The organism is Kitasatospora sp. MBT66 (assembly GCF_000710405.2).
In the GTDB taxonomy this organism is placed as follows: domain Bacteria; phylum Actinomycetota; class Actinomycetes; order Streptomycetales; family Streptomycetaceae; genus Kitasatospora; species Kitasatospora purpeofusca.
On the sequence record NZ_JAIY01000005.1, the window covers coordinates 98,267 to 115,098 of the forward strand.

The 16,832-nt window shown below is 70.1% G+C and carries 15 protein-coding genes; 5 read left to right on the forward strand and 10 right to left on the reverse strand.

Translation table 11 applies throughout. The features are described 5' to 3' along the window. Positions 1-10 precede the first annotated feature (10 nt). The 8 genes from BI06_RS11445 to BI06_RS11480 all read right to left on the reverse strand — a co-directional run bounded on the left by BI06_RS11445 (position 11) and on the right by BI06_RS11480 (position 8,872). Positions 11-1,900, reverse strand: a complete 1,890-nt coding sequence (locus BI06_RS11445) for a glycoside hydrolase family 15 protein (protein ID WP_063794552.1) — start codon at positions 1,898-1,900, stop codon at positions 11-13. Positions 1,901-1,932: 32 nt separating this feature from the next. Beyond that, positions 1,933-2,481, reverse strand: a complete 549-nt coding sequence (locus tag BI06_RS11450; RefSeq protein ID WP_033825799.1) for a hypothetical protein — start codon at positions 2,479-2,481, stop codon at positions 1,933-1,935. Positions 2,482-2,551: 70 nt separating this feature from the next. Further along, positions 2,552-2,794, reverse strand: coding sequence for a hypothetical protein (locus BI06_RS11455; protein ID WP_043467765.1), 243 nt, complete (start codon positions 2,792-2,794; stop codon positions 2,552-2,554). Continuing rightward, positions 2,791-3,309: a LuxR C-terminal-related transcriptional regulator gene (locus BI06_RS11460; protein ID WP_033825801.1), complete on the reverse strand. Its 519-nt coding sequence runs from the start codon at positions 3,307-3,309 to the stop codon at positions 2,791-2,793. Before BI06_RS11460 ends, BI06_RS11455 begins: the two co-directional genes overlap by 4 nt. Before the next feature lie 32 nt (positions 3,310-3,341). Then, positions 3,342-4,871, reverse strand: coding sequence for a Mur ligase domain-containing protein (locus BI06_RS11465; protein WP_043467767.1), 1,530 nt, complete (start codon positions 4,869-4,871; stop codon positions 3,342-3,344). Positions 4,872-4,958: 87 nt separating this feature from the next. Next, entirely contained in the window at positions 4,959-6,371 is a 1,413-nt protein-coding gene (locus BI06_RS11470) for a glutamine synthetase family protein (protein ID WP_051740770.1), read from the reverse strand. Continuing rightward, positions 6,368-7,861, reverse strand: coding sequence for an amino acid permease (locus BI06_RS11475; RefSeq protein WP_051740771.1), 1,494 nt, complete (start codon positions 7,859-7,861; stop codon positions 6,368-6,370). The genes BI06_RS11470 and BI06_RS11475 overlap by 4 nt, the downstream gene beginning before the upstream one ends. A gap of 69 nt (positions 7,862-7,930) precedes the next feature. Further along, positions 7,931-8,872: a hypothetical protein gene (locus BI06_RS11480; protein ID WP_051740774.1), complete on the reverse strand. Its 942-nt coding sequence runs from the start codon at positions 8,870-8,872 to the stop codon at positions 7,931-7,933. A gap of 511 nt (positions 8,873-9,383) precedes the next feature. Between BI06_RS11480 and BI06_RS11485 the strand changes: the two genes are divergently transcribed. Next, positions 9,384-10,718: a hypothetical protein gene (locus BI06_RS11485; protein ID WP_033825804.1), complete on the forward strand. Its 1,335-nt coding sequence runs from the start codon at positions 9,384-9,386 to the stop codon at positions 10,716-10,718. A gap of 55 nt (positions 10,719-10,773) precedes the next feature. Here the strand turns inward: BI06_RS11485 and BI06_RS11490 are convergent, their stop codons facing one another. After that, positions 10,774-11,811, reverse strand: coding sequence for an NAD-dependent epimerase/dehydratase family protein (locus BI06_RS11490; RefSeq protein WP_033825805.1), 1,038 nt, complete (start codon positions 11,809-11,811; stop codon positions 10,774-10,776). 505 nt (positions 11,812-12,316) lie between these two features. On the opposite strand from BI06_RS11490, the gene BI06_RS52340 reads away from it, so the two are divergent. From BI06_RS52340 to BI06_RS11500, 3 genes are all read left to right on the forward strand, one after another. After that, positions 12,317-12,481: a hypothetical protein gene (locus BI06_RS52340; protein WP_199520558.1), complete on the forward strand. Its 165-nt coding sequence runs from the start codon at positions 12,317-12,319 to the stop codon at positions 12,479-12,481. A gap of 95 nt (positions 12,482-12,576) precedes the next feature. Further along, positions 12,577-13,788 carry a JmjC domain-containing protein gene (locus tag BI06_RS11495; RefSeq protein ID WP_033825806.1) on the forward strand — a complete coding sequence of 404 codons (1,212 nt, stop codon included), beginning with the start codon at positions 12,577-12,579 and terminating at the stop codon, positions 13,786-13,788. After that, positions 13,722-14,579 carry an aldo/keto reductase gene (locus tag BI06_RS11500; protein ID WP_033825807.1) on the forward strand — a complete coding sequence of 286 codons (858 nt, stop codon included), beginning with the start codon at positions 13,722-13,724 and terminating at the stop codon, positions 14,577-14,579. Before BI06_RS11495 ends, BI06_RS11500 begins: the two co-directional genes overlap by 67 nt. On the opposite strand, the gene BI06_RS11505 is transcribed toward BI06_RS11500, so the two are convergent. After that, a complete protein-coding gene (locus tag BI06_RS11505; protein WP_033825808.1) occupies positions 14,567-15,424 on the reverse strand; it encodes a hypothetical protein in 858 nt (285 codons plus the stop codon). The two genes, BI06_RS11500 and BI06_RS11505, sit on opposite strands and share 13 nt — an antisense overlap. Before the next feature lie 220 nt (positions 15,425-15,644). On the opposite strand from BI06_RS11505, the gene BI06_RS11510 reads away from it, so the two are divergent. Continuing rightward, positions 15,645-16,760, forward strand: coding sequence for a hypothetical protein (locus BI06_RS11510; protein WP_033825809.1), 1,116 nt, complete (start codon positions 15,645-15,647; stop codon positions 16,758-16,760). Positions 16,761-16,832: the final 72 nt, after the last annotated feature.

Below are 16,832 nucleotides of genomic sequence, written 5' to 3' on the forward strand. Positions count from 1 at the left end.
TCCCCGCCCACTACGCGACCACGGCGGCCGGTGCCGCCTGCTCGACGGCCACGCGGCGGCGGGGCGGTGCGGCCCGCCAGGACCGGGGCCTGGGGGCGAGGCGGACGGCGGCGTCGACCATGCTCCAGTGCGAGAACGCCTGCGGGTAGTTCCCGAGCTGGCGCCCAGCGAGGGGGTCGTACTCCTCGGCGAGCAGGCCGAGGTTGCTGCGCAGGCCGAGGAGCCGGTCGAACAGCTGACGGGCTTCGGCGGTGCGGCCGATGGCGGCGAGGCCCTCGGCGAGCCAGAACGAGCAGGCCAGGAAGGCGCCCTCGTGGCCGGCAAGGCCGTCCACGTTGGCGCCGGACGACTCGTGGGTGGCGTAGCGCAGCACCAGGCCGTGCTCGGTGAGTTCGTGCTGGATGGCCTCGATCGTGGCGATGACGCGCTTGTCGTCGGCGGGTAGGAAGCCGCCCTGGGGGATCAGCAGCAGGGAGGCGTCGAGGGCCTGGCCGGCGTAGTACTGGGTGAACACGCCGCGCTCGTCGACGCCGTGGGTACACACGTCGTGGTGGATCTCCTCGCGCAGCTCGGCGACGCGGACCAGTACGGTGGGATCGGTGGTGGTGCGGCGCTCCAGCATTCGCAGGGTCCGGTCCACGGCGACCCAGCACATGACCTTGGAGTGCGTGAAGTGGCGCGCTTCGCCGCGGATTTCCCAGATGCCCTCGTCCGGCTCCCGCCAGCGCAGCTCCACCTGGGAGACGAGCGCCAGGAGCAGGGCGTCGACCTGTGGTGAGGGCGGCAGGCCCGCGTCCTCGGCGAGCAGCAGTGTGTCCGCGAGTTCACCGAACACGTCGAGCTGGAGCTGGCCGGCGGCGCCGTTGCCGATGCGCACGGGCAGGGACTCCTCGTACCCGGGCAGGTGGCCCAAGACCTCCTCGTCCAGGTCGGTGTCGCCGTTGATGCGGTAGATCGGCTGAAGGCGCTCAGGGGCGACCGTGTCGATGAGCCAGCGCCGCCAGCGCCGGGCCTCCTCCAGTTGTCCGAGCCGGATCAGGGCGGCGATGGCCAGCGCGCTGTCGCGCAGCCACACGAACCGGTAGTCCCACTGGCGTTCGCCGCCGAGCTGCTCGGGCAGGGAGGTGGTGGGCGCGGCGATCACGCCACCGCCCGGGTGGCACATGGCCTTGATGGTGAGGGCGGAGCGCACCACGGCCTCGCGGTACGGACCCCGGTAGGTGCACCCCCGTGCCCACTGCTCCCAGTACTCCACGGTCGCGTCCAGCTCGGCGAAGGCGTCCGGCGGGATGGGCGCGTGCTTGTTGGAGGGCTTCCAGGTGAGTGAGAGCGCGATGCTCTGGTGGGCGTGGAGGGTGAGGTCGGCCCGGCATACCCCTTCGCGGTTGACGGTGTGGGAGGGGCCGTCGAGCCAGTACGTGTGCGGGTGGGTGGTCGCGGACAGGCGCGGGGTGCCGTGGTTGAAGCGCTGGATGGTCGGCAGCGTGGCGCCGTAGTCGGTACGGGGGCGGAAGACGGAGGCGACGCGCACCACGCCGCTGACGCACTCGACGATCCGGATGATCTGCGGTTCGGCGTCGTCGGTGACGTCGGGGGCGGGCATGAAGTCGGTGACGACGAGGGTGCCGGTGTCGGTGTCCCACTCCTGGCGCAGGACCATGGTGTCGCCCAGGTACTGGCGGCGGTCGGCGGGCGGCGGCGTGCCGTCGTAGACGGCCGGGCCGATGCGCCAGAAGCCGTGCTCGTCGTCGCCGAGCATCGAGGCGAAGACGGCCGGGGAGTCGAAGTCGGGCAGGCAGGCGAAGTTGATGGCGCCGTCCGGGCGGACCAGGGCGGCGGAGCGCGTGTTGCCGAGGAGGGCGAGGTCCTCGATCTGGAACGGGGCAGGGGCGCGGAGCATGGTCGTCCTGACGTGGGCGGGAGAAGTGGTGGTCAGCCGCGGACGGCGGGCCGGGTGGTGAGCGCGGCGAGGGCGGCGGCGACGGTGTCGGCGAGCGTGTCGGCGACGGGCAGCCACGGCATGAGGTTGGCCAGCAGGACGCGGTTGGCCTGCTGCACGGGGTCGGCCGGGTCGCAGCCGACGACCACCGTCCCGCCGTACGGGGAGAACAGGTCGGCCTCGTAGCAGTCGTGCACGCGCACGTGGCCGAGCGGGTTCCAGAACAGGACGACGCTGGTCCGGCGGATGTTGGTGTCCTGCCAGCCGAACGGGGCCCACGCGGCGTAGGGGTCGGTGGCGGGGTCGCGGGAGGGGCGCGGGTTGAGGACGGTGCCGTCGAAGCCGGCGGCCTCCAGCAGGTCGACCGTCTCGGACTGCCAGTCCGGGCAGCCGACGGTCGCCCCGGCGAGGAACACCGACGGCAGGCCGTCCGGCTCGAACGGCTCCGGCGCCTCGATGTAGCGCAGTCGCTCCGGTCCGCCGTCGCGGCGGCCGGGGGCGCTCCCCAGGGCGACGGTGTGGTGGGTGGGTGGTGTGGTCATCTGGTCTCTGTGGTCGAAGGGGTGCGGCCCTGGCCCGAACGGCCGCCATGGGTAGTGCGGGTCGTGCTGCTCAGTCGGACCGGCGGGTGCCGGCGCGGCCGGGGTCGTTCGGGGGCGGCGTGCGGTGGTTGACCAGGCGGTCGGCGACGCCGAGGGTGGTCAGGGCGGCTGCGGCGAAGATGCCGAGGTAGACCGGCTGACCGAGGGTTGAGAAGTGCGCCAGCAGGTAGACAGCGCAGCCGCCGACGATCACGCCGAGCAGGAAGGACAGCACGGCGAGCGCGATCCGCCCAGGTCTCAGCCGGGCGCTCACGGCGCCGCGCTCCTCGTCCCGGCGGTGCGGGCGAGCGGTTCGGCCGGCCACGCGGGGTCGATGTCGCTCAGCAGCACCAGCTCGGCGAGCACCCCGACGACGACGGCCTGGGTGTCGGAGTCGACGTTCAACGTGCTGAGGAGGGTCTTGGTGTAACTGCGCATCGTCGTCGAGGAGATGCCGAAATCCGCGGTCAGCTCCGGGGTGCTGCGACCACCCGCCCAGCCGCGAAGGACCTGCGACAGGCGCGGGGCGAGGGAGGGCTTGATGGTCAGTGCCCCGCTGGGGTGCACAGGCTCGGTGACGATCCGGTGAGCGGTGGCCCAGCCCGCGAGCTGGAGCACGGTGCGGGTACCGCTCGTGACGAGCACCGCCTCGATCGCGCTGCGGACGTCGCCCAGGCGGAGCCGCGTCTCGGGGTCGGCGGCGATCTGCTCGAAGGTGGCTCCGGCGGAGGCCAGGACAATCAGCCGACGCTCGGCGGCGGCGAGGGCGGGCAAGGGCTCGGTGGGCACAGCGGTTTCTCCAACAGAGCGGCTCGGACGGTTCACAGGTGCTGTGGGATCGGCGCACCCGGCGCCGCCAGATGAGACAGCAGACGGGCCCCAAGCCGCTCGGCCTGCCCGGTGCCGACGACCAGGACCAGGTCGCCCTCGGCGGCCAGCTCACCGATGAGCTGCTCGGGGCCGGGCTCGCACGGGCCGGAGCGGGCACGCTGGACCTTGCCGTCGCCGAGCTTGCGGCGGGCGGCCTGCTCGACGGCGTCCAGCGGGTCGGGCACCGTGTGGTGGACCAGTGGGGTGCTGACCGGCAGCAGCAGTGCGTGGTCCACGCCCTTGAGCGCTGCACCGAGTTCGGCCGCGTGCTCGCTGGTGCGGGCGATGCCGTCCGGCTCCAGGACGACCAACAGCGAGCCATCGGTGAGCATCCGGGCGGCCTCCACGTCCTGGGCGACCTCGCGCGGATGCCGGGCCCGGGAGTCCACCACCGCGACACCGCGCTGCGAGCCGACTGGGGCGAGCGAGCGCTCAACCCCGCGGAAAGAGGCGGCGCGCTCGGCGACGGCCTGCGGGTCCTCGCCGAGCACCAGGGCGGTGGCGATGGCCGCGCACACCGCCAGCGCGTGGTGGCGTCCGGCCACCGGGAGGACGAAGGCGTGGTCCGTCTCCTGGTAGCGCAGGACGACGCGGAAGTCCGTGCCGGTCCAGCGCGGTGTCATGATCCAGACGGTGGAGGCAGGGTCGGTGCCGACGGTGACCACCCGCTGATCGGGCACGGGACGGTCGCCGAGGCGTTCGCGCAGGTTCGCCGTGCTGGTGTCCCAGGTCGGCAGGACGACCACGGCCGCGTTGCGGGCGAGCCTTTCGGCGGCGTTGAGCCCGGCGATGTTGTCCTCGAAGTGCGGGGCATTGGCACTGGTGGCGAGGATCAGCGCGGCGGCGAACTTGGGCTCGGTCGTCAGGAAGTGCGGGGCGGGGCGGTGCTGCCAGGCACCGGGCGGAGCGGCCTCGTGGGTGCCGGCGTCCGGGCACAGGTCCACGACGACCCGGTCGCCGTCCCCCGCGTGCCCGGCGGCACCGTCGCGGGCCGGGGCGGTCAGCACCCAGCCCGTCCGCCCGTCGTCGAGGACGTGCGCGAGGGCGGCTGCCGCGGTCGTGGTGCTGCGGCTGCCCGCCACGGCCACCGCCCCGGCACCGGCCTGAACGGAGAGGGCCTTGAGCGCGACGGCACGGCCGATGACCGGCAGCCGCAGCACCTGGGCGCGGTCCAGCTCGGGGTGCGATCCGGCGACGACGCCCGACCAGACCACCGCCGTGCGGTCGGTGCGCACGTGCCCGGCGTCGAAGCCGACGTGGACCCGCACGCCCGCCGCTTCGAGCGCGGCGACGACGGGGCTGGTCTGGGTGGCCTCGGGGATGCTGCCGGTGACGTCGGCTCCGGCCTCGGCCAGCCACCGGGCCAGGCCCTCCATGCCGGGGGCGAGGATGTCGACCAGGTGCACGGCCGTCAGCAGGCCTGGCACGGCCGGCCGCGGGTCGGTGCCGACCACGGTCTCGGGTCGGGTGGTGGTGTCCATGATGTTCTCCAACGGGGAAGCGGGGTGCGGGGGTTGGGTCCGGACCGGGCGCGGGGAGGGGGATTCGACCCGCGACCGGCCCGGGGCTCATGCCTGGGCGAGACCGCGCTCGACCTCGGCGTCGGTGACCACACGGGAGTGGTGGTCCAGGTCCATGCGGGCGATCCGTGCCAGGTGCGCGACCACCCGTTCCTCCAGCAGCTCACCGGCCAACGTGCTGGCCTCGAACGCGCCGACTGCCTCCTCCAGCGACTGCGGCAGCAGCGGCACCTCGCGCTGCTCGTAGGCGTCGCCGCTGACGGCCTCCGGGGGCTTGAGGCCGGCCTCGACGCCGTGCCGGATTCCGGCGAACACCGCCGCCAGGGCGAGCAGCGGGTTGGCGTCCGCACCCGGCAGGCGCACCTCCAGCCGCAGGCTGCGGCCGTGGCCGACCACCCGCACCGCGCACGTCCGGTTGTCCCGGCCCCACGTGAGGCGGGCCGGCGCGAAGGAGTGGTCGCTGAGCCGCTTGTAGCTGTTCACGTACGGCGCCCAGAGCGGGGCGACCTCGGGCAGTACGGCCAGCAGTCCGGCCACCGCCTGCCCGCCCCGCTCCGACAGCTCGGTCCCGTCTTGCGGGTCGGCGGCCAGCATCGTCCGGTCGTCGAAGTCGGCCAGCGAGACGTGCAGGTGCAGGCCGCTGCCGACCCCGGTGGACGGGGCCGCCATGAACGAGGCGGTCATACCGGCCTCGTCCGCGACCGTCCTGGCGGCGTGCTTGAACAGCACGTGCTGCTCGCACGCCGCCACCGCCTCCCCGTACGGGAAGGTCAGCTCGATCTGACCAGGGGCTCCTTCGCCCTTGACGGCCTCGACCGGCAGGCCGGCGGTGGCCAGGACCTGGCGGAGCCTGCGGCCGAACTCCCGCACCGTGGGCGGCTGGTCGAGGCCGTAGTCGCGGTTGTCCGTGACGGCGGGACGAAGGCCCCGCCAGTCGGCCGCCGCAGCGTCCCGGGCGGTGCCTTCGTAGAGTACGAACTCCGTCTCGATCCCCACCGCTGGCACCACACCGAGCTCGGCGAGCCGGTGCAGCTGCTCGGCCAGCACCGTGCCCGGCGCCAGCGGGTGCGGCCACCCGCCTGCGATCGGCTGGGCAAGCACCAGCGCAGTGCCCGGCAGCCACGGCAACAGCCGGGCCCGCTGCAGGTCGGGCAGCAGAGCGACATCACCGAACCCGGACTGCCAGGAGAACGGACCAGTCCGGGCCGGGGTCATGCCCAGGTCGGTGCCGAGCACGTACCCGCACATCTCCGGGGACAGCGCCCCCGACCGCAGCCGCTCCACCAGCTGGGCAGCGTCGTACTCCTTGCCCTTGAGCCGGCCCTGCGCGTCGACCGTCGCCAGCAGCACCGTGTCGAGGCCGAAGGCGGACACCAGCTGCTCCAGCGGCCCGGTTGGCGAGAGTGCCGCCGTCTGGGTCTTGGCCGCGCGGGAACGGGCGGCCCGCATCGTCGCCTTCATACGATCTGCGCCTCGACCCGGGCCAGGTGCGGGTCCTCCACCACCGGCACGGAGAACTTGTTGCCGGCCAGCTTCCACCACGCCCACGCCAGCACGAGAACCGCCGCGAGGGTGATGGGCGCGTAGTTGAACGTCTCGATGGTCACGGGGGCCCGCTGCGGCAGGCACACCAGCACCGCCAGGATCACCACCCACACCACGGCGGCGATCCCGATCGGCCTGCTCCACCGGCCGAGGTTCCACGGCCCGGGGGCGAACCTGTCGCCCTGCCGCAGCCGCAGGTAGACGGGGATGATGTAGGAGGGGGTCATGCCGATGACGTTCACGGCCGTCACCGCGCCGTAGGCGACCGGAGACCAGAGCGACGGTACGGCCAGGACGAAGGCGACCGAGACCGCCAGCCACACCGCGGGCACCGGCACGCCGTTGGCCGAGACCCGGCGCCACGTCGCCGAGCCGGGCAGTGCACCATCCCGGGAGAAGGCGTAGATCATGCGCGACGCGGCAGTGGTCTCCGCGCTGCCGCAGAACAGCTGGGCCCCGATCACGACGAGCAGCAGCAGCTTCGCGCCGGTCGTCCCGACCGCGTCCTGGAAGATCTGTGCGGGCGGCACGGCGGCGGCAGACGTGCCGGTGTAGTCCTGGACGGCGAACAGCAGGCCGGCCAGCAGCACCGTGCCTGCCAGCAGGGAGACCCAGATCGAGCGGACGATGCCGCGCGGCGCGGCGACCCTGGCGTCCTTGGTTTCCTCTGACAGGTGCGCGGAGGCGTCATAGCCGCAGAACGTGTAGCCGCCGAGCAGCAGGCCGATCGCCGAGACGTAGATGGGGCTCGTCCAGCCGGTTCCGTTCTCGAAGTGCGTGAACACCCAGGACAGGGACTGGTGGTGGGAGGGGACGACGGTGAGCACGCCGACGATCAGGGCGACGCCCAGAAGGTGCCACCACACCGAGATGCTGTTGAGCAGGCTCACGACGCGGACCCCGACGACGTTCAGCAGGGCGTGCAGTATCAGGACACCCGCGAAGATCGTCAGGATCAGCCCCGGCGTCGGGGCGACCCCCCACTGCAATCCGGCGAACGCGGCGATGAACGAGGCCGCGCCGTAGTCGATGCCGGCAATCCCGCCCAACAACCCGAGGAGGTTCAACCACCCGGTCGTCCAGCCCCACCGCGGACCGCCGAGCCGCTGGGCCATGTAGTACAGGCCGCCGGAGGTGGGGTAGGCGCTGGTGACCTCGGCGAGCGCCGCGCCGACCAGCAGCACGGCCAGGCCGACGGCGACCCAGCCCCACATCATCACCGCCGGGCCGCCGGTCACCAGCCCGAGCCCGAACAGGGTCATGCAGCCACTGAGCACCGAGATGACCGAGAACGACACGGCGAAGTTGCCGAACGACCCCATCCGGCGGACGAGTTCGGGCTCGTAACCGAGCGACCGAAGATGCTGGTCCTCGGGGCCGGACGCGGTGCGCTGGTGCCAGGACATGGCGAAGCCTCCAGGAGAAGTCGGGTGCTGGCCCGGCGCGGCGCCGGGCAGAAGATTGGTCGGTGGTGGTCAGCTGGCGACGGCGTAGGACTGGGCCATCGCCTGCCACAGCAGGTCACCCGGTCGGTCCGCCAGGCTCTGCCAGGGCTGCAAGGAGATGAACGGGGCCATCGCGGAGAAGACCTCGGCAGCCTCCCGGCGTTGGCGGCTCGCCCAGAGCGCGTGGGCGAGGTGGCTCTCGTCCGCCACCGGCCACCGGCTGCCGCGCCCGAGCGCGGCCCGCCAGTGCCCGAAGGCACGCAGCACCGTGCCGCGGACCGTCTCGTCGTCCGTCCACTGCAGCTGGATCGCCTCCTTGCGCTCGGCGCGGCGGTAGCGGTCGACGTACAGGTACAGCGGCAGGGCGTGGAGGGCGGAACCGTCCGGTGCGCTGGGCAGGTAGGTGGCCAGGAACTCGGTCGCCGGGCCAACCTCATTACGGGCCAGCCAGAAGCGGAGCATCCGGTGGAACGCTTCCCGACCCCACGGGTCGGTCCGGCGGGCCTGGTCGAACAGCCCCCACGGACCGGGCGGGAGCATCTTGTCCGGAGCCGGAACCTTGTGTTCGGGCCGTTCCTGTGCGGTGTCCAGCTGCGCGAGGGTGAGCAGTCCGAGCCACGGCACGGGATCGCCCCCGAGCATCGAAGCTGCCAGCCAGCACCACTGCCGGGCACTGCTTTCGAGCGCCATGTCCCGCGAGTCCGGCTGCCGTTGGCCGACCAGCAGAGCCTGGTCGACGGCAACGCGGGTGTGCAGCGTGGTCAGGCCGAACGCGCCGGGCTCCTCGTCACCCCAGTGACGGAGGACGTTGTTGTGGCCGGCCATCGCACCGAGCACCTGGGTGCGCGCCGCCCACAGGCCGGGTTCACCCCAGGAGTTGGCGAGAAGTGCTCGTGCTGAATACCACCGGCCGTGCCGCAGTTCCTCGACCGCCGCCCGCAGGTCGCCGTCGTGGCCGGCGGGGTGCTGCACGAGCTGATCGGCACCAGCGCTTGGCGCAGATGGCATGACCTGATCCCCCTTTGTGGTCTGTCGGTGTGATCTCCCCAGCATCCGCACACCGTTCGGTTGCCGGTGCCGTTTGGGGTTGGTGGGACGCAACCGCAGCGGCGAAGAGCTTGGGACCGTCCTGCGACATCGGGTTAATGCTGTCGGCCAGGCGATGGACGGGGTCACTACGGAGACGGACGGTTGAGGGACGTCCCGGGACGATTTGGCGTCGTGACTGGCCGGCCTGGTGCAGCGCCCGACGACGCCGCCCGGAGCGTCGGCCACCTACTGTCCTGTTTCCCGCCGTATCGCCACCACTTCGCGGGGCGATCGTCTGCTGAAGTGTCAAGGTCATCGGGTATCACTGCGATGTCATTTGGCTGATAACGGCTACACAGAACTGATATGAGGCTGTATCAGTGAAGAGTCGAACTGGCTCTTCTGAACAGGCCACTGGATCCCAGCGCGTCGAACGAATGGAAGGGGTCACTGAATGACAGCCACCAGGACGCTGCTGTGGGTTCTCGTGTCGGAACAACGCCACTGGAGCTACTCGGACTTCGAGCGGGCGTTCTCGGCTGCAGCTAAGCAACTGGGGAGGCGGCTGGCGGACTCGACGTTCGACAGCCTCACGGTCTCGGAGCCGACGTTTCGCCGCTGGACAGCTGGGCGGGTCGAGAAGCCGAGCGGCCACTCGGCTCAGGTGTTAGAGCACATGTTCCAGATCCCCGTTGCCGCACTGCTGGCTCCAGCGACCGATGGCAGTCTCACCTCACCACCCGTGTACGACCTCGAAAGCGATCTCACGATGACGTCACGCGACGCGTCCGACCACGCCTTCTCCCTGGCGTCCCAATCGCTGCCTGGCATGTCGCTGGACCAGCTCCGCGACGACCTCGTCACCCTGGCACGCACGTACGACCAGAAGCCTCCCTTCGATGCGTTCCGCGATCTCAAAGTGCTGCGGGAAGGCGCAGCGAGCATGCTGGACCGAACGCAGATCCCCACCCAGCGCCAAGAGCTGCTGATCATCGCCGGCCAGGTGTCAGCGCTGCTGGCGATGTCGGCCTTCGACCTCGGCTCCTTGGGCGCTGCGACGCGGCTCGCTCGCTCGGCGGCGACCTACGGCGAAGCCGCCCGCTACGGGCCGCTCAAGGCATTCGCCGACGGGACGCTGGCTATCCTTGCCTATTGGGACGGCCGCCCTGCCGAGGCCCTGCAGCACGTCAGGCAGGCGCAGTTGCACCCAGGGCTCGGGGCGGCAGCCAGGGCCCGGCTCTTCGCAATCGAGGCACGGGCCTACGGTCATCTCGGGGACTCCGCCCGCGCGACCCGAGCGATTCGCGCAAGCGTCGACGACTGCAACGACGAGAGGGACGACCTCCACGACGGCATCGGCGGCGAGTTCCACCACGACGCCGCCCGTCTCGCTCGATCCCACGGAACCACGTGCCTCCTCCTGCGCGATGGCGTTGGCGCCGAGGAGCACACCGCTCGTGTGCTGGATCTGCAGGCCGCGCTCCCGCCGGGAAGACGGACTCCCCGGATCGAGGCCGAGGCCCGAACGGACCGCGCGGCGGCTCTGCTCATCGCCGGCGACCTGGAGGGCGCGCGGGAGATGATCACGCCGATCGCCCTGCTGCCACCGGACCGCCGGATCGCCGGGCTGGTGGAGCGCGTTCACCAGGTCCGCGCTCTGCTGACGACCGAGCCTCTTCGAACGGCAGCCGCAGCGGTAGCGCTCGGAGAGGACCTGGAGGAGTACGTCAGGGCATCCGCGCCCAAGCAGCTCGGCCCGGGTGCGAACCGTCTCACGCTCGGGGGCTGATGTCGGGCTGGAGGGCGCGCTCGTCAGGTAGAGCAGCCGAGCGGGCGCCCTCACCTCACGGTCTGGGCGAAACTGCTGACAGGATCACCTCCTCCTTCACAGGGTCGATTCCGTGCGCAGCGGCCCGCGGGTGCGGCACCGGCAGGTGCCCCGATTGAAGCCAGGCCCAGGTGTCGGCGACCGTCTCGGCCAAGGGCCGGCAGACCAACCCGGCCTCGTAGGCGCTCCCCGAGTCGATCAGCCACACCCCTTCATGGGTGCGCCACAGCGGGAGCTCTGTCCACTGCTCCACGCCGTACTCCAGCAGGACTTCATCGCCAACCCATTCGAGCTGCCCGCTGCTCGCAGTGACGTCGAGACATGTCTGCAAGAGCCGGCCCATGGTGTCCCGACCGATCGGGCCGGTCGCATTGTGCACTCCGCCTCCGGGGCGGCTCGCGAGGTCGAGGGCGAACTTGGCCACGTCGCGCACGTCGACCGGTTGGATGCCCTTGGTCGGCTTGCCGGGTGCAAGGATCCGGCCGCCGCGCCCAGCTCGGTTCAGCCACCAGGGAAGTCGGCCGACGTACTCGCCCGGCCCGAGAATGACCCCGGGCCTCACGATCCAGCTTCGGTGCTCGCTGAAGGCGGCGAGCACGGCGCGCTCGGCTCCGGCCTTCTGCCGGCCGTAGTGAAGGTTCGGGCCCAGCCACCCCGGGGGGTTGCGGCCGTAGTCCTCGTCAGCGTCCGGCGGCCCATCCAGGAGCTCGTCCCCGACGCTCAGAGGATGGTCGGGCCAGCCGGCGTACACCGACGCCGTCGAGATGTAGACGTACCGCTCGGCCACAGGCTCCAACGCCTGCGCGGCGGCCAGAACGGTCCGGGGCGGCTGCTCGCCCGCTGAGGTGTCGATGACCGCGTCCCAGGGCCCGTGGGACGCCAAGCGACCCAGGTCTACTGGATCGGTTCGATCACCGTGGATTGCCTCCACATCAGGAAGATCCTGGCCGGACCGGCCGCGGTTGAACGTTGTGACCGCCCAGCCGCGGTCGAGGGCGTCCTGTACGACCGCCCTGCCTAGGAACCACGTCCCGCCAATGATCAGAATCTTCATGGCTCAGATCTTGCCGAATCCGATAGCGGAACCGCCACTCATGACGGTCATTCATGGCGGCAATGACTGCAGGTGCCCCAGGCGCCGGGGCGCAGAGTAGGGCCAGTGACACTCCGCCGATACGTGGATGATCGGCTGACCAAGGACGTGAGTCGTCGCTGATCTGGCGGCGATATCTCCTCACCCGGGATCCTAAAGGACCGAACGAGCGGTCACACAGAGAGATCGCTCGGTCGCTCCAGAAGGTCAGAGGCGTTCGCACTCCTGAGACTGGATCGTCCCGGGACGTCTCCGGGATGTCCCAAGACGGGGTCGTGCCGTCCCAGCGGCGAGCGCCAGCATCAACGGACCGTCAGCCGACGGTTACTGATCCGAATCTCCGCCAGGGACCAGGCCGGCTAGAGCTGTTCTGAACCAAGCCGACCGACGGCAGTTGGACGCGCGCTCACTCAAGACTTCCCGCTGGAACCCCGGCGGGAGTACCCGATGTGGAAGGAGCACAACAGTGCCCGAGAACCCGCCGACCCCGGCCAGGAGCGGCCTTCTGGTCGCCGTGGAGGTGCTGGCAAGCGTCCACGACCGGCACGACAGCGACCGGTCCGACCCCGGGACGGGCAGTTCGGGTGACGGCCCCTGGCCCGAGGGCGATGGCCTGAACAGCCCCGCCTAACAGGCCAGCGCTCTGGGGCGGAGGACCCCGTAGGCCAACTCGGCGGGCTCCTCCGCCCCCCTCTCGCGCTACTAACTCGAAGGAGGAGAAGGACCGTGAAGCACCGTCTGGTACGGGCCGTTGAGGATGCTCTGGGTTGGGATGGCCCCGGACCTCTCGGGAAGCAGTTCGCTCGGGGCAGCCTCAGCGACATCGAGCTGGTGGGGCGACTGCTGACCCCGCAGGGACTTCTCGACATGGTGATGCGCCGCAGCCTGGCGAACCCTCAGTTCCGCTGCTTCCGCGGCGGCGAGGAGCTGCACCCCAAGGCCTACCTCAGCCCGCAGGTCTCACTCAGGGGCCAGAGCATTCCGATGGCGGACATGCGGCGGCTGGGCAACCTCCTGCGCGAGGGGGCGACGATCGTCTTGGACCAGGCGAACGTCTTCGACCCCACGATGGAGGTGGCTTGCCGGGCCATGCAGTGGTGGTCCCGGGAGAACGTCCAGGTCAATGTCTACCTGACCACCAACGACGCTGCCGGCTTCGACCTGCACTGGGATGACCACGATGTGCTGATCATCCAATTGGCCGGCGAGAAGGACTGGGAGGTCCGGGGAGCCTCACGCCAAGCTCCGCTGTACCGCGATGCCGACCGGAACAACACGCCCAGCGATGAGGTCGTCTGGGCCGGCGCGATGAAGACCGGCGACGTCATGCACATTCCGCGCGGCTACTGGCACCAGGCGTCCCGCGTCGGCTGCGGCCAGGGGCAAAGCATGCACATGACGCTCGGCTTTGCCAAGCGGACTGGAGTGAACTGGCTGTCCTGGCTGGCTGACTGGTCCCGCGAGACCGAACTCTTCCGCCGTGATCTCGACCGCTGGGGCACCCCCGAAGAGCGAGAGAACCAGCAGCGGGAACTAGCCGCCACTGCCACACGCATCGTCGCCTCACGGAGCTCGGCAGACTTCCTGGCTGCCCGCGAACAGGAGGCCATCGCACCCAGGCACGTGCCGCTCCTGGATATCTTCGGCCCGCTGGAAGCTGCGGTGTGCATCACCGACTTCCCGCCCGTGATCGAGGAGAACGGCGAGACGGTCGACGTTCGCGGGGCCGGGAAGAAGCTCACCTTCACCGCCGAGGCCCTGCCCGCTCTGCGCATGCTTCTCAGCGGCCGGCCCGTGAGACTGGACGAGGCAGCACTCCTTGTGGGCAACGAAGTTGAGGATGTAGCGAAGATCCTGACGGAGGAAGAACTGTGCGCGAGCCTCACCCCCCAGTTGTTCTCGGGTTACACCGGTCTCGTTACGAACGCCGGCTGCTGACGAACGCCCTGGACCTGGGCATCACGGCGATCGACACGAGCTTTAACTACCGTGAATTCGGGGCGCACAGGAGGCTGACGGAGATCGGCGGCGACCTCCTCCCGCACTTCACGCTGTCGACCAAGGTCGGGTTCTTCCCGGGGACCGGCAGAGCAGAGCACTCTCTCGACCCCGGTCGACTACGGCTCGCCCTGGAGCAGACGAATCGGGACCTTCAGCGAGTTCCGGACCTCGTCTTTCTGCACAACCCGGAACGCTCACTACGGGAAGCCCCAGACGCCCGCGACATGCTGGCCCAGGCATGCGCTGCCCTCAATGCCGCCACTGCGCAGGGGCTGTGCAGGTCTTGGGGAATCTCGTCCTGGAATCCGTCCTCGCTTCCCAACCTGATCGACCCGACGGTGCCGAAGCCGACTGTGCTCATGGTCCGTGCCGGCCTGCTGGTCGGAATCCGGACTCTGGATGCCGTCGACGATCTCGCGGCCAGCTGGGGCTTGCTGGCCGATTCGATGTGGGGCATGAGCCCCTTCGGGGGCGACACCACAGACCCCGTCTGGGACAAGCTCGATCCTCGCATCTTCCTCCGGGACCAAGGGAGTTCACTGTCTCGTCCGCAGGCAGCGTTCCGGGCCGCCTACCACCTCCCACGGGTCGGGACGTTGGCTGTCGGCTCGGACAATCCCGCGCACCTTCGCGAGCTGCTTGATGCCTTGGACTGCGCTGCGGACGAGCAGGTGATGCTCGAGTACCGGGATCTCTTGCGTGAGCGGGCGAGCCGTCAACCCGCTTGAAGTTCCTCCATGATCCGGGCGGCCATGTGCCGGGCCGGCTGCACCCGAGGATCTTCCGGATGGGCGTCAGGTCCGGTGATCTTCGAGCAGGCGAACAGCGTCATCAGCCTGCCGTCCCGGCTCTCCAACTCGTCGCGGCGCTCGCGGCGTACGCGGTCAGCCAGCGCTGGGACAGCAAGCGAATTGGCCCACAACGACGCCGAGTCCAGACCTCGCGGCGCGTTCCCCCAGTCCTCCCAGTCGAACAAGCAGAATCGCGGGCCAGTGACATTCGCCCAGTTCAGGTCCGCGTGGGCAGGTGCCCACTGCGTGATGGTCGTCTCGAAGATGCTGGGAAAGGCGGTGCGAATGGTCTCGGTGACCACAGCCTGGGTGATGGTCACGGTGTCGGGGGTGGCGATCCGCGTCGTGTGTTGCCCAGCCAACGCGTCCAGTGAGGAGTTCAGCGCTTGCCACCAGATTTCAGGAAGATCCGGATCGGCTGCAAGTACGCTGGTACCGACCGGGTTTCCCGGCAGGAGGCTTGTCTCGTCGGCCCGCCACATCGCCGCGCTCGATGTATCCCGCCAGGCCAGTCCAGCGCACCAGGTGGGCTTGTCGATCGCTGTCAGGGTCGCCGCGCATTCGGTGCCGTTCCAGCCCTGGCCATCGATCCTGTCGAGTCGGCGCCGTTCGATCCGGACCCAGGTATCACGATCCGTCCGCGCCCCGACGGAACGGCGCTTACGCAGCACCGTGTCCCGCTCCAGGCGAACCTGGAGAGCCTGCTCAACGCGGTCCAGAACGTCGTCAACCGGCTCAACCCGCAAGTCAACAGCACGGGCAGAGGACATGGGGAGAGTCATGCGTGCGACCGTAGCAGCGGGCCAGGCTCGGCTCCATCTCGCGAACGACTAGGGCCCGGAGCACATCGCCAAATATTGGCTTCCAGAGGTCAGATGCGCTTCCCCTTCGCCGACGGCAAGGCGCACTGCTGGAACAGATTTTGGACTCACAGACGGCTGCGCCGCGCCTCCGGTCCGCGGGCAGGTTTGGCTGACCAACTGGTGAAATGGGGGCTTTTTCATGCCTGAGCACGCGATCGACCTTCCGATGCCCGTGAGGGACCTCCGGCGCCGGATCGGTGATCTGTCCCTGCGGCTGCGCACGTCCGGATTGCAGGCGAAGCCGGGCGAGCCGCGGTTCGTCGACTTCGACAAGATCCGACTGCCGAACGGTGAGGTGGTCGGTCGCAAGAAGGTGATCGTCATGTCCGGCGGTTGCTCGGTGCCGACGTGCACGATGTGCCCCTTCACCAACCTGAACAACTACGGTATCGAGGGCGGCAGGTCGGCGAAGAGCCTGCTGGAGCAGGTTCGGCTTACTCTGGCGCGGACCGAGGATGAGCCGTCGTACGAGGTGCTCTCCCTCTACAACGACGGCAGCTTCTTCGCGCCGAAGGAGATCCCCCGGGACGTCCAGGTGGAGATCGCTCACCTGGTCGCGGCAGCCGGGGTGAAGCGGCTGGTGGTGGAGTCGCTGCCGCAGTTTGTCACCGAGCCGGTGCTGCGCCCGTTCGTCCAGGCGCTGGGCGAGGTGCGGCTGGAGATCGGCATCGGTCTGCAGTCCGCGGACGTTCTGGTGCGCGAGACGCTGGTTAACACCCGGATCACCCAGAAGTCCTTCGAGCGGGCGCTCGCGGTGATGGCTGGCCTGGGAGTGGACCCGAAGATCTACCTGATGGTCAAGCCACCGTTCCTGACCGACGGCGAGGCGGTGACCGACGTCGTGGAGTCGGTGGACTACCTGACGGGGCTCGGCGTGAGCGGGATGACGCTGTGTCCGACGCGGGTATCGCCTAACACCGTGGCGTGGGAGCTGTGGCAGGCCGGGCAGTACACCCCGCCGAACCTGTGGACGGTGGTGGAGGCGATCCGCCGGGTCCATAGGCAGCTCGCGGTGCGGGTGGCGTGCGTGAATCTGAGGGGGTCGGATTTCGAGTCGGTGTTCCCCGACGCCTGCTCGGCGTGCGCTGATGGGGTGGTGGACGCGCTGATGCGGTTCGGGGAGACCGGCGAGGCGGGCGACCTGCCCGCCGACTGCTCCTGCCGGCCGTTGCTGGAGGTGACCGGTCTCGACCACGCGGCCATTGCCGCCCGCGCGGCGCAGCAGCTGAACGTGCTGGAGCAGGCGGGTGTCTGAGCGGACCATGGTGCCCGTGGCTGGCGGGTTACCCCCGCAGCACTCGGAGCGCGGCTTCGAGGCGGATCCGGT